General features: G+C 71.7%; 12 protein-coding genes. 2 read left to right on the top strand and 10 right to left on the bottom strand.

What is annotated here, in order from left to right; genetic code table 11:
• Positions 1-38: 38 nt before the first annotated feature.
• The 4 genes from ABT106_RS00180 to ABT106_RS00165 form a co-directional block, all read right to left on the bottom strand.
• Positions 39-1469 (bottom strand): sugar porter family MFS transporter, encoded by a 1431-nt coding sequence (locus ABT106_RS00180; protein WP_351269998.1) that lies wholly within the window; start codon positions 1467-1469, stop codon positions 39-41.
• 255 nt (positions 1470-1724) lie between these two features.
• Positions 1725-5687 carry an AAA family ATPase gene (locus ABT106_RS00175; protein WP_351269996.1) on the bottom strand — a complete coding sequence of 1321 codons (3963 nt, stop codon included), beginning with the start codon at positions 5685-5687 and terminating at the stop codon, positions 1725-1727.
• Positions 5688-5880: 193 nt separating this feature from the next.
• On the bottom strand, positions 5881-6099 hold the full coding sequence (locus ABT106_RS00170; RefSeq protein WP_351269993.1) for a hypothetical protein: 219 nt from the start codon (positions 6097-6099) through the stop codon (positions 5881-5883).
• A gap of 349 nt (positions 6100-6448) precedes the next feature.
• A complete protein-coding gene (locus ABT106_RS00165; RefSeq protein ID WP_351269990.1) occupies positions 6449-6730 on the bottom strand; it encodes an acylphosphatase in 282 nt (93 codons plus the stop codon).
• Between the two features lie 103 nt (positions 6731-6833).
• Between ABT106_RS00165 and ABT106_RS00160 the strand changes: the two genes are divergently transcribed.
• Positions 6834-7820 (top strand): CAP domain-containing protein, encoded by a 987-nt coding sequence (locus tag ABT106_RS00160; RefSeq protein ID WP_502979119.1) that lies wholly within the window; start codon positions 6834-6836, stop codon positions 7818-7820.
• 19 nt (positions 7821-7839) lie between these two features.
• On the opposite strand, the gene ABT106_RS00155 is transcribed toward ABT106_RS00160, so the two are convergent.
• Complete coding sequence (locus ABT106_RS00155; protein ID WP_502979129.1) at positions 7840-8451, bottom strand: flavodoxin family protein; 612 nt, start codon at positions 8449-8451, stop codon at positions 7840-7842.
• Between the two features lie 133 nt (positions 8452-8584).
• Between ABT106_RS00155 and ABT106_RS00150 the strand changes: the two genes are divergently transcribed.
• A complete protein-coding gene (locus ABT106_RS00150; RefSeq protein WP_351269982.1) occupies positions 8585-8992 on the top strand; it encodes a winged helix-turn-helix transcriptional regulator in 408 nt (135 codons plus the stop codon).
• Here the strand turns inward: ABT106_RS00150 and mutM are convergent.
• From mutM to ABT106_RS00125, 5 genes are all read right to left on the bottom strand, one after another.
• Complete coding sequence (gene mutM / locus ABT106_RS00145; protein WP_351269980.1) at positions 8965-9825, bottom strand: bifunctional DNA-formamidopyrimidine glycosylase/DNA-(apurinic or apyrimidinic site) lyase; 861 nt, start codon at positions 9823-9825, stop codon at positions 8965-8967. The two genes, ABT106_RS00150 and mutM, sit on opposite strands and share 28 nt — an antisense overlap.
• Positions 9826-9957: 132 nt before the next feature.
• Positions 9958-10818: a ribonuclease III gene (gene rnc / locus ABT106_RS00140; protein ID WP_351269977.1), complete on the bottom strand. Its 861-nt coding sequence runs from the start codon at positions 10816-10818 to the stop codon at positions 9958-9960.
• Between the two features lie 19 nt (positions 10819-10837).
• Positions 10838-11011, bottom strand: a complete 174-nt coding sequence (gene rpmF, locus ABT106_RS00135; RefSeq protein WP_003965982.1) for a 50S ribosomal protein L32 — start codon at positions 11009-11011, stop codon at positions 10838-10840.
• A 2-nt stretch (positions 11012-11013) separates the two neighbouring features.
• Positions 11014-11661, bottom strand: a complete 648-nt coding sequence (locus ABT106_RS00130) for a YceD family protein (RefSeq protein ID WP_351270256.1) — start codon at positions 11659-11661, stop codon at positions 11014-11016.
• 129 nt (positions 11662-11790) lie between these two features.
• Entirely contained in the window at positions 11791-12921 is a 1131-nt protein-coding gene (locus ABT106_RS00125; protein WP_351269975.1) for a F0F1 ATP synthase subunit B, read from the bottom strand.
• Positions 12922-12990 lie beyond the last annotated feature (69 nt).

Below are 12990 nucleotides of genomic sequence, written 5' to 3'. Positions count from 1 at the left end.
CACCCGTACGAGAGAAGAGGGGGTGTTGGCGGGGTGGATCACCCCATCTCCTCCAACGCCTTGCCCTTGGTCTCCGGCACCCATTTGATGATGAAGGGGATCGAGAGCACGGCGAAGACCGCGTAGATGACGTACGCGCCGGACAGGTTCCAGTCCGACAGTGTCGGGAACGTGACGGTGATGACCCAGTTGGCGATCCACTGGGCGGCGGCGGCCACGCCGAGGGCGGCGGCGCGGATGCGGCCCGGGAACATCTCGCCGAGCAGGACCCAGACCACCACGCCCCAGGACAGGGCGAAGAAGAGGACGAAGGAGTTGGCCGCGATGATGGCGACGAGCCCCTGGGTCTGCGGCAGGGTGATGTCGTCGCCGACGCCGGACCGGAAGGAGAAGGCCCAGGCGGCGACACCGAGGGAGATCGCCATGCCGACGGAGCCGATGAGGGCGAGCGGCTTGCGGCCGATCCGGTCGACGAACAGCATCGCGATCACCGTACCGATGATGTTCACGACCGAGGTCTCGAAGGAGTACAGGAACGAGGAGCTCGCGTCGATGCCGACCGACTGCCACAGCGAGGAGCTGTAGTAGAAGATCACGTTGATGCCGACGAGCTGCTGGAAGACGGAGAGGCCGATGCCGATCCAGACGATCGGCAGGAAGCCCATGCGGCCGCCGAGCAGGTCCTTGAAGGTCGACTTCTGCTCCGAGTGGATGGCGGCGTCGATCTCGCGGACCCGGGCGTCGGCGTCGATGCGCTCGCCCTCGACCTCGCGCAGGACCGTCTTGGCCTGGTCCATCTTGCCGACCGAGACGAGGAAGCGCGGGGACTCCGGGATGACGAAGGACAGCAGGCCGTAGAGCACGGCCGGGACGACCATGACGCCGAGCATCCACTGCCAGGCTTCCAAGCCGCCGATCTCGCCGCGCTGGTCACCGTCGGCGAGGTTGAGGATGCCCCAGTTGACCAGCTGCGAGACGGCGATGCCGATGACGATGGCGGCCTGCTGGAAGGAGGCGAGCCGGCCGCGGTAGGCGGGCGGGGAGACCTCGGCGATGTAGGCGGGACCGATCACGGAGGCCATGCCGATGCCGAAGCCGCCGATGATGCGCCACATGGCGAGGTCCCAGAGGGCGAACGGCAGGGCCGATCCGATGGCGCTCGCGGTGAAGAGGACGGCGGCGATCTGCATGCAGCGGATGCGGCCGATCCGGTCGGCGATGCGGCCGGCGGTCGCCGCGCCGAAGGCGCAGCCGATGAGGGCGGCCGCGATCACCTGGGCGAGAGCGGCGGAGCCGACGTCGAACCGGTCGCGGACGGCCTCGACGGCGCCGTTGATGACGGAGCTGTCGTAGCCGAAGAGGAAACCGCCCATGGCCGCGGCCGCGGTGATGAAGATGACGTGCCCGAGGTGGTCGGGCTGGGACGAGCTTCCACCGCCTGCCGCGGGTGCGTTCGCTGTGCTGGTCAAGGTGCGCTCCTGGGCCCGGCGCCGACGGCGGGCAGCGTGGGGGGTGTTGGTACTCGTGTCGTCGCCTGATCGTGTTCCACCAGTGGCGCACACCAAACAGTGCGCCACCACCTGAACACGCCGGGGGACAGAGGAGAGCCTATTCATTCACTTCTTGAAGTCAATAGGATGTGAAGAACACATTTGGCCGCCATGAACTCGACAGATACCCCCACTGCGCGGTCCAGCTGTTCAACATTTGAACGACCAGTGGTGCTAACGGAGCCTCTGACTGATCACTTTGGACACTCCATCGCCCTGCATGGAGACGCCGTACAGGGCATCGGCGACCTCCATCGTGCGCTTCTGATGGGTGATGACGATCAGCTGCGAGCTCTCCTGGAGCTCCTCCATGATCCGGATCAGCCGCTGCAGGTTGGTGTCGTCGAGCGCGGCCTCGACCTCGTCCATCACGTAGAACGGACTGGGCCGCGCCTTGAAGATCGAGACCAGCAGCGCCACGGCCGTCAGGGAGCGTTCACCGCCGGAGAGCAGCGAGAGCCGCTTGACCTTCTTGCCCGGCGGCCGGGCCTCGACGTCGACGCCGGTCGTCAGCATGTTGTCGGGGTCGGTGAGGATCAGCCGCCCCTCGCCGCCGGGGAACAGCCGCGAGAACACCCCTTCGAACTGCCGGGCCGTGTCGTGGTACGCCTCGGTGAAGACCTGCTCCACGCGCCGGTCCACCTCCTTCACGACCTGAAGGAGGTCGGCCCGCGTCTTGCGCAGGTCCTCCAGCTGCTCGCTGAGGAACCGGTGGCGCTCCTCGAGCGCCGCGAACTCCTCCAGCGCGAGCGGGTTGACCTTGCCCAGCTGCTGGTAGGCGCGCTCGGCCGCCCTGAGCCGCTTCTCCTGCACGGCCCGTACGAAGGGGCCCGGCCGGTTGCGGGGGTGCTCGGGGTCGCCGGGGAGTTCCTCGCCGTCCGCGGCCGGGGACGGGGGCACGGGCCGGTCGGGCCCGTACTCGGCCATGAGCCCGGCCGCGTCCATGCCGAACTCCTCCAGCGCCCTGGCCTCCACCTGTTCGATGCGCAGCCGCTTCTCCGCGCCGAGCACCTCGCCCCGGTGGACGGAGTCGGTGAGCTTGTCGAGCTCGCCCTTCAGTGCGCGTCCGCTGTTCCTGGCCTCGGCGAGCTCCCGCTCGCGCAGGCCCTTGGCGTGCTCGGCGCGGGCCCGTTCCTCCTCGGCCCGGCGCAGCGACACCTCCACGTGCGCGAGCAGCTGCCGGGCGCCGTCGGCCACCGCCCGGGCCACCTCGGCCTCGTACCGCAGCCGGGCGCGGCGGCGCTCGGCCCGGGCCCGGGCCTCCCGTTCCGCGCGGGCTCCCCGGTCGAGCGAATCGGCCCTCCCGGCCAGCGCCTTGACCCGCTCCTCGTGGGTACGGAGCTGGAGGCGGGCCTCCATCTCGGTCTGCCGGGCGTTGGCGCCGTCGGCGGCCAGCCGGTCCCGCCGGGAGGAGTCCGGCTCGTTCTCCACCGGCAGCTCCTCGGCCGTCGCCAGCCGCTCCGCGCACTCCTCCACCTCGAACAGTGCCTGCTCCAGCGCGTCCTGTGCCTTGGCCGCGGCGGTGGCGGTGCGCTCGGCCTCGCCCTCGGCGCCCTTCGCCTGTCCGGCGAGCCGCCCGAGCTGCTGCGCGACCCCGGCCCGGGCCCGCTCCCCCGCCCGGCGCCGCTCGGCGAGCTCGTCGGCCAGGGCCGCCGCGCTCCGGCGGCGGGCTCCGGCGGCCTCCTGGGCCGCGCCGAGCTCCCCGCACCGCACGTCCAGGCGGGCCAGCTCCGCCGCCGCCTCGTCGACGGCGGCCTGGACCTCGATCAGGCTGGGGGCTCCGGCCGAGCCGCCGTGCGCGAGGTGCGCCCCGAGTACGTCGCCCCCGACGGTCACGGCCACCGCGTCGGGCCGCTCCGCGACCAGGGCCTCGGCCGCGTCCAGGCCGCCGACCACGAAGCAGTCCCGCAGGACCCAGGCCACCGCCCGCAGCACGGCGCCGTCCCCGCCGACCAGCCCGGCGGCGGCGACGGGGGGTACGGGAACGGTCCCGCCGGCCGGGGCCGGCCCGGGCCGCGCACCGCCGACCGCACCGGGCGCCGTTGCGCCGACCGCGCCGACCGCGCCGACCGCGCCGACCGCGCCGTGAACGGCGGGACCCACCGGGTCCGCGGGCCCGAGGTCCCGCCGCACACCGCCGGCTCCGCGGCCGAAACCGGCGCCCTGCGGCTCGGGTTCCGCGTCCCCGGCGGAGGCCGGATGGCGGAACGCTCCCCCGGCGGCGGCATCGTCACCCGCCCGGCCGGGGAAACCGGGCCCGGGGGGCCCGGGAGACCCGGGGGGCCCGGCGGATCCGGCAAGCCCCGCGAGCCCACCCGCCTGGCCCGGAACCAACGCCGGACCCAGGGCCGGGGCCGGACCCAGGACCGGACCCGGGACGAGTCCCGGCGCCGTGCCCAGGCCAGGTTCCGCCGCCCGCCCCGCCCCCGGCGTGATCAGCAGTGTGGCCCGGCCCCCGTCCCCGTCCCGGAGGTGCCGGATGGCCGCGGCCGCCGCCCGCGGCGAGGCCACCGCCACCGCGTCCGCCGCCGCACCCAGCGCCGCCGCCACCGCCACCTCGTACCCCGGGGTCACCGTCAGCCGCTCCGCCGCCGGTCCCAGCAGACCGGCCAGCCGTTCGCGCGCCGCGAGCAGTGCCCCCGTACCGTCCTTGCGGCGCAGCCCGAGCGCGAGCGCGTCCCGCCGGGCCGACACGGCAGCGCGCGAGCGCTCCGCGGCCGTCACCGCGTCCCGGGCCGCCGTCAGCCCGGCCTCCGCGGCGGCCAGGTCCGAGCGCGCCGCCTCGTACTCCCCCTCCACCGCCGGGTCCTCCAGGCCGCCGACCTCCTCGGCCAGCGCCTCGTACTCCTCCCGGGCCGCCTCCGCCCGGGTCCGCGCCTCCTCCCGCGCGGCGACCAGCCGGTCGATCTCGGACTGCGCCGCCCCCGCCCGGGAGCGGGCCGCGCCCAGCCTGCCGGTCAGCCGGGCCAGCCCCTCGCGCCGGTCGGCGATGGCCCGGGCCGCGTCCCGCAGGCGCCGTTCCTCTTCGGCGAGGGCCCGTTCCAGCTCCGCCCGGTGCTCGGCGGTGTCCTCCAGCGCGCGCGAGGCCGCCTCCAGAGCGGCCGTCAGCTCGGCCTCCTGCTCCCGGACGCGCGCGGCTTCCCGTTCCATGTCCTCGGGGTCGCGGCCGCGGCGCTCCTCCTCCGCCGGCGCCGTCGCGCTCTTGACCCGCGCGTCCGCCAGGGACGCCGTTCCCCGTACCCGCTCGGCGAGCTGCGAGAGCTCGTACCAGGTCTGCCGGGCCCGTGTGAGCCGGGGCGCCAGCTCCCGTACGGCCTCCTCCAGCTCCGCCTCGCGCCGCAGGGCCCCCGCGAGGCGGCCCTCCGCCGTCTCCTTGCGCTCCTTCAGCGCGGCCTCGTCCGCGATCTCGGCGTCGAGCGCCCGCCGCAGCGACGACAGGTCGTCGGCGAGCAGCCGCAGCCGCGCGTCCCGCAGGTCCGCCTGGATGACGGCCGCCCGCCGGGCCACCGCCGCCTGCCGTCCCAGCGGCTTCAGCTGCCGCCGCAGTTCGTCGCCCAGGTCCTGGACGCGCGCGAGGTTGGCCCGCATCGCGTCCAGCTTCCGCAGCGCCTTCTCCTTGCGCTTGCGGTGCTTCAGTACGCCGGCCGCCTCCTCGATGAAGGCGCGGCGGCCCATGGGATCGGCGTGCAGGACGGAGTCCAGTTGCCCCTGGCCGACGATGACGTGCATCTCGCGGCCGATGCCGGAGTCGGAGAGCAGCTCCTGGATGTCGAGCAGGCGGCACGTGTCACCGTTGATCTGGTATTCACTGCTGCCGCCGCGGAACATGATCCGCGTGATGGTGACTTCGGCGTACTCGATGGGCAGCACGCCGTCGGAGTTGTCGATCGTCAGCGACACCTCGGCGCGCCCGAGCGGCGGACGCCCGGTGGTTCCGGCGAAGATGACGTCTTCCATCTTCCCGCCGCGCAGGGATTTGGCGCCTTGTTCGCCCATGACCCAGGAGAGCGCGTCCACCACGTTGGACTTGCCCGAGCCGTTCGGACCCACGACGCAGGTGATGCCGGGTTCGAAGCGCAAGGTCGTGGCGGAGGCGAAGGATTTGAAGCCACGCAGGGTCAGGGACTTGAGGTGCACGCCGCCGGACTCTACCTTTCGCGTGCGGTTTCGCCCGTTAAGGTGCGGGGCATCACCGACGCAAAAGGAAGCAGCCCCCGCCTGGCTCCACGCCGTGAGGCGCGGCGTCCAGACGTTCAAGAAAGAAGGGACGCCGAAGCGTCCCTTGCAGATCAAGCGGGGCTGGGAGTCCAGCGCCGTCAGGGAGCGCGAATCAGGTGAGCGCAGGCTCCGCCTGCGGTACGTCGATATCGATGCTGTCCAGCAGCGAGTCTCCGTCGTGCTGAGCGGCGGCCGCGTTCAGGGCGTCATTTTCGGACTGAATCCGTACGAGCTCGGACTGAAGGTCCTGGACGCGCTGCTGAAGCCGTCGCATCTCGGCGAGGAGTCGCGGATCGGAACCGCCGACGTAACCGAGAAGCGCCTTTGCCATGATGGATGGTCCTCCACACTGAGTGACCGACCGAAGCGGTGTGGGTCGTGAGGGAATCGCACCCGCGGATGTCCGGCAGCGACTGACAGTCACTGCGCTTACTAATGCCAACACTGCCAAACAGCTCAGGTGCGCGGGGCTTCCAGCGTCTCACCAAAAAGTTTGACGGTCAACACGATCACGCCCCGTATCGGCGGGCGACCCGGCCCCCACAAGGGGCGTGGAGATCATCCTCGCCTCCGAGCTTTCCACGCTTCGTGGCCGTCGGCAACGCGTCGGCGAAGAATGCGCAGTTCCGACCGGGTGCGCACCGCGGATGCGTGTGATCAGTACATGATCAGTCGATCGATCACCGGATGGCGAAGCCGTCATATCCGCCGCGCGGTGTGCCCCAGATCTCCGTCACTCCGTCCACCCGGCCGGGCGTGTCGGCGGAACGCAGCCATTCCAGCAGCCGGTGGCAATTCTCACGTTGACCTTCGGCCACGACCTGTACCCGCCCGTCGTCGAGGTTGAGCGCGAAACCGAGCACTCCTCCGATCTCCAGGGCATTGGCCCTGGTGAACCAGCGGAAGCCCACTCCCTGTACGCGGCCGCGCACCCAGACGGTCAGGCGGACATCTTCGTTCATGCGTGAACGCTAACCGGGCGGCCGCAATCGGGGCACATCACCCCCCTGGCCCCATGCCGTACAGTCGCGCAGCAATGAACTCACCCATTTGGGTGAGTAAAGGATGATCTTGAGCTTCGAGGAAGGCACGACGCCGATGGGACGCCACCGACTGAACGCCGCTCCGCGACGCGACGGCAGGCGCGGAACCGCCCTGCGCACCGGCCTGCTGGGCGTTTCGGTCGCCGTCGCCCTCGGCGCCGCGGCCGTCACCACGGGCCTGGTGCCCGTCGGCGACTCCTTCCCCTATGTAGGGGTCGGGGGTACGGACTCCCCCGGCGGGGCGGCGGCCGGCCGCGCGCCGTCGCCGGCCCTCAAGAGCGCGCTCGACCAGCAGGGTGGCCTCGCCAACCTCTCCGGCCGGACCCCTTCGGGCGCCGCCGCCACGAGCCCGCCCGGCAGCCCGTCCTCCTCGGCCTCCCCGGCCCCTTCGACGTCGCCCAGCCCCTCCGCGTCGCACAGCCCCTCCGCCTCCGCGTCGCCCTCCGCCCCGGAAGAGCCGCCGAGCCCCTCGGCCACGCCCGCTCCCTCCACCGAGGCGCCGCGGAAGACCGCCGCCCCGGCCCCGGTGAAGCCGGCCCCCGCGAAGCCGGACCCGAAACCGCTCCCCGCGAAGCCGGTCCCCCCGAAGCCTTCCGTCCCGGCGCCGACCGCCCCCGCCCCCGGGGACGGGCACTCCGCCGAGGAGACGGCCGTGGTGGCCCTGGTGAACCAGGCGCGCGCGCAGGCCGGGTGCGGCCCGGTCCGGGCCAACCCGCCGCTCGCCGCGCTGGCCGGGGCCTTCAGCAAGGACATGGCGGTCCGCGGCTTCTTCGACCACACCGATCCCGACGGGGACACCCCGTGGGACCGCGCGTCCCAGGCGGGCCTCTCCGGCCTCGGGGGCGAGAACATCGCCCGCGGCCAGGGTGACGCCGCGTCCGTGATGAACTCCTGGATGAACAGCCCGGGCCACAAGGCGAACATCGTCAACTGCGAGTTCCGCACCCTGGGCGTCGGCGCCCACTTCGCCGCCGGCGGTCCCTGGTGGACCCAGGACTTCGGCTTCTGAGACCCGCCCGGCAGCGCGGTCAGGCGGTGACGAGCACCGCGTCGGCCAGGACCGCGCGGCCCGCGACGACGACGCGCGCGTGCTCGGCAACACGGCGGCCCAGGTGCTCGGCCGTGGCGATGTCGGCCTGGTGGACGCCTTCCGGACCTTCGTCGGAGTTGGTCTGGGCGGCCGCGCCGGAGAAGAAGCCCAGGCGGTTGAGGTCGTTCTCGGAGCCGGCGGTGGAGTTCCAGCCCGGCTTCAGGCCCAGGTTGACCCAGCTCATGGCGTGCTGGGCGGCCAGCGTCTGGAAGTACTGCAGGGTGTGCAGCTTGTCGCCGCTCTTGGAGCCGGAGTTCGTGAAGCCCGCGGCGACCTTGTCCTGCCAGACGTCGCCGAACCAGCGCTTCGAAGTGGCCTCCGCGAAGACGTGGAAGGCACCGGAGGCCGTCCCCATGTAGGTGGGCGATCCGAAGACGATCGCGTCGGACGCGTCGAGCAGTTCCCACTGGGCGTCGTCGATCGTGTCCACCTTGATCAGGTGCACGGTGGCGCCCGCGTCGAGGGCCCCGCTGCGGACGGCCTCGGCGACGACGGCGGTGTGGCCGTATCCGGAGTGGTAGGCGATCGAGACGACGGGGGCGTGCGAGATGGCGGACAAAGCGGTCTCCCTCGGACAAGTCTTCGCCACCCCACGAGGTGCGGGGCGACGAGAAGAAGAGAAGCACTTACTTTTTGAAAGCGCAAACTGAGGGTTAGCGCTGCACAGAGGTACGCTTAACGGCATGGAGACACCAGCCGGCTGTACGAAAGCCCTCGAATCAGAACTCCCGTTCGATGTTTTCGCGCGCGCGTGTCCGTCCCGGGAGACCCTGGAGCACGTCACCGGGCGCTGGGGCAGTCTTACGGTGGGAGCGCTGCGCGAAGGCCCCTGCCGCTTCAACGAGCTGCGCCGGCGCGTGGAGGGCGTGAGCGAGAAGATGCTCTCGCAGACCCTGCACGCGCTGGAGCGCGACGGCATCGTCCACCGTGAGGCACAGCCGACGAACCCGCCCCGCGTCGACTACGAGCTGACCCCGCTCGGCACGGAGGTCGCGGACCGGCTGCTCGCCCTCATCCACTTCCTGGAGGGGAGCATGGCAGACGTGCTGGCCTCCCGGCGGACCTACGACGCGGCGCGCGCCGGCCTCTGACAGCGCGGGCAGAAGTAGCTCGACCGGTTCATCCAAGGCCGGCGGCGCATCGGGGTGCCGCAGCGGCGGCAGGGTTCGTCCTCGCGGCCGTAGGCGTCGAGCGAACGGTCGAAGTAGCCCGACTCCCCGTTCACGTTGACGTACAGGCTGTCGAAGCTGGTCCCGCCCACGGCGAGGGCCGCGTTCATGACGTCCCGGACATGGCCGAGGAGTTCCGCGCTCCGGGGGCGCGCGAGGGTGGCCGTGGGGCGCTCGTAGTGCAGCCTGGCGCGCCAGAGCGCCTCGTCGGCGTAGATGTTGCCGACCCCGCTGATCAGCGACTGGTCCAGCAGTGCCCGCTTGAGGGTGGTCCGCTTGGCGCGCAGGGCCAGGTGGTAGAGGCCCTCGTCGAACAGCGGGTCCAGCGGGTCCCGGGCGATGTGCGCGATGACGTCGGGCAGCCCGTCGGGGGTGTTCTCGTGCAGGGAGAGTCCGCCGAAGGTCCGCTGGTCGACGAAGCGCAGCTCGGTGCCGAGGTCGTCCGCGAACCGCACGCGGACGCGCAGGTGCTTCTCGTCGGGGGACTCCCGTGGCTGTACGAGCAACTGCCCGCTCATCCCGAGGTGCCCGAGCACGGACAGGTCCCGCCCCTCCAGGGGCAGCCACAGGTACTTCCCGCGCCGCTGCGGCACCCCGAGGGTCCGGCCGCCGAGCCGCGCCGCGAAGTCGGCCCCGCCGCCGGGGTGGCGGCGTACCGCGCGCGGGTGGAGGACCTCGACGGACTCCACGGTCCGCCCCGCGACCCAGCGCTCCAGCCCCCGGCGCACGACTTCGACTTCGGGCAGCTCGGGCACGGGTTCTCCTCGGGGGGACGCGCCGGTCCGGGCGCGGGGTCCGAGCCTACCGGCCCCGTCCGGGGCCCCGGGAACGGGTCCGCCCCGCCACCTGCGGGCAGGTGACGGGGCGGGGGGATCCCGAAGGAAGGGTCAGGCGTCGGGCGTCGGGCCGGCGGGCGTCGGCGCCCCGCCTTCCCCGGCCCCGGCGTCGGCCGGAGCCGCCGCCGTTGCCGTTGCCACAGGAGCCGATGCGGTCGCGGTGGTTGCCCCGCTGCGCTCGTCCGCCTTGGCGCGAATGCCGCGCCAGGCAGACTCGGCGGCCTGCTGTTCTGCTTCCTTCTTGCTGCGGCCGGTGCCGGTGCCGTACGAGACACCACCGACGCGAGCGGCAGCGGTGAAGGTCTTCTCGTGGTCCGGGCCGGTCTCAGAGACCAGGTATTCCGGTACGCCAAGACCTTCGGACGCCGTGAGTTCCTGGAGACTGGTCTTCCAGTCCAGGCCGGCACCGAGGTTCGAGGACCTGTCGATGAGCGGGTCGAAGAGCCGGTGAACCAGCTCCGAGGCCGCGTCGAGGCCCTGGTCGAGGTAGACCGCGCCGATCACCGCTTCAAGGGTGTCGGCGAGGATGGAGGCCTTGTCCCGGCCACCCGTGCCCTCTTCGCCACGGCCGAGCCGGACGAAGGAACCGAGATCGAGGCCACGCCCGACCTCCGCCAGTGCGCGCGAGTTGACCACCGCGGCCCGAAGTTTGGCCAGCTGGCCTTCGGGGAGATCCGGGTGGGTCGTGTACAGCGTGTCCGTGACCACCAGGCCGAGCACGGAGTCCCCGAGGAACTCCAGCCGCTCGTTGGTGGGCAGACCGCCGTTCTCGTACGCGTACGAGCGGTGGGTCAGCGCACGCACCAGAAGGGCGGTCTCGAGTTGGTACCCGAGCCGCCCTTCCAGAAGCGTGTGGGACGAGGCCGCGTTCTTACTGTCTGCCTGCTTCTCAGCGTTGGACAGCTCAGACATTGCGCCTCTCACCAGCCGCTCAGACCTCGAGGACCTGGCGCTTGTTGTAGGTGCCGCAGCTCGGGCACGCAATGTGCTGGAGCTTCGGCTCCTGGCAACGCTCACACGAAACCAGAGTGGGGACCGCAGCCTTCCACTGCGACCGGCGGTGGCGCGTGTTGCTGCGCGACATCTTCCGCTTCGGAACAGCCACGGCTACTTCTCCTGCTTCTCGGCGGCGCCCTGAACTCCGTCAGAGGCAGTGCCGCTCATGTTGTCCTTCTCGACGCCCTGATCGGTGACGAGTCCCTGCAATGCCGCCCAACGGATGTCGACGGCGTCATGGTGGTGGTCCGGGTCGTCGTTCAGGCTGAGCCCGCAATCGGGGCACAGTCCGAGACAGTCCTCCCGGCACACCGGCTGCAGCGGCAGTGCGAGCACCACCACATCGCGCAGCACGGGTTCGAGGTCGAACAAGCCGTCCTCGAGAAAGAGCGTGTCCTCGTCGTCCTCGGCGTCGTCGGCCGGCTCCGCCTTGGAGCGGGTCCGGTCGTCGGCGTCAGGGTACGAGAACATCTCCTGGAAGTCCGCCTTGAGCTCGCGCTCGACGGCCTCCAGACACCTTACGCACTCCCCTACGGCCGATGCACGGGCGGTGCCTGTGACAAGCACCCCTTCCATGACCGCCTCGAGGCGGAGCTTGAGCTTGAGCGGGGCGCCCTGCGGCACTCCGATGACCCCGGCGAGACCGAGGTCCGCCGGTGCCGCGATCTCACGGAACAGCTTCTGCATGGCACCAGGACGCCGACCCAGCTCGTGCGTGTCGAACACGAGGGGGTTGCGGTGGTCGAGGCGGGTATTCAGGGCTGTTCCTGCTTTCACGGATTGCTCAAGATCAAAGATTCCGCCACATATGGGCAGCCTGGATCGCGGTGCATACGCGCGACCGAACAGCCAGGATACCCGCCGGGGAGCCCTGAGCCCAATCCGGAGCTAGCGCCCCTGTTCGTACTGGCGCAGCTGGTCCAGGTTGATCATGCTCGTGTCGAAGAGGCTGGTCTCGTCGAGCGCGGGCTGCTGGGCCTGATGCGGCTGCTGGTGCTGCTGGTCGTGCCGGGGCTGCTGCGACTGCTGGCCCTGCTGCTGGTAGGCCGCGTAGGGGTCGTGCTGCTGTTGCTGCGCGTCGTAGTGGCCCGCGTACGGCGCGCCCACGGAGCCGGCCCCCGAGTACGGGTCGGGCTGCTGCTGGTAGCCGCCGTACGGGTCCTGGTAGCCGTACGCGTCCTGGTGCCCGGTGTCGGGCCCGGCGGAGTACTGCGCGGCGTAGGCGTCGTAGACGGGCTCCGGCTGCGCCTGGGCGGGGATCAGCGGCTGGGCCGGCGCGGCGGCCCGCTCCGGTTCCGCGAGGCCCGCCAGGAAGTCCGCGTCGCTCGACGAGCGGGACTGCTGGGAGCCCGCCGCGTCCTGGGCGGCCATGTGGGCGCCGAGGTCGTCCGTGGGCATCCGGCCCAGCAGCTTCTGGCGGCCCTTGCCCACCGCGTCGAGGGTCTTGGAGAGCACCGCCTCGAAGGTGGCCAGCTTGGTGTCCACGTACGCGTCGGCCTGCCGGCGCTGCGTCTCGGGGTCGTGGCTGCGCTCGGGTGCCTCGGCGTCGGGGTAGCCCTGCTCGTCCAGGCCCGGTCCGCGGCCCAGCAGCTTCTCGCGGCCGCGGTCCACCGAGCCGATGGTCTTGCTGAGCACGACCTCGAAGTTGGCGAGCTTGCTGTCCACGTAGTCGTCGGCCTCGGCCCGGATCTCCTCCGCCTCCCGGCGGGCGTCCTCCAGGATCCGGTCCGCCTCGGTCTGGGAGCGCCGCGCGACCTCGGTGTCGGAGATCAGCGAACCGCGCTGACTGTGCGCGGACTCGATGATCCGGTCCGCCTCGCGGCGGGCCTCCTCGACCATCTGCTCCCGGTCTCCGATGAGTTCGCGGGCCTGCGCGAGGGAGCCGGGGAGCGCGGCGCGGACCTCTTCTAGCTGGGCGAGCAGTTCGGCACGGTTGATCACGCAGGAGGCGGACATCGGCATGGAGCGGGCGCCGCCGACGGCCGCGACGATCTCGTCGAGCTTCTTCTGCACGTCCATGGGGACTCGCACTCTCTCGGCCTCGGGCGGTTCCCGAGTCGGACGCAACGACTGTAAGGCCGACGGGCG

This window comes from Streptomyces sp. NPDC002044, assembly GCF_040296725.1.
Classification (GTDB): Bacteria; Actinomycetota; Actinomycetes; order Streptomycetales; family Streptomycetaceae; genus Streptomyces; species Streptomyces antarcticus.
This window is presented reverse-complemented; position numbering and strand designations above follow the sequence as displayed.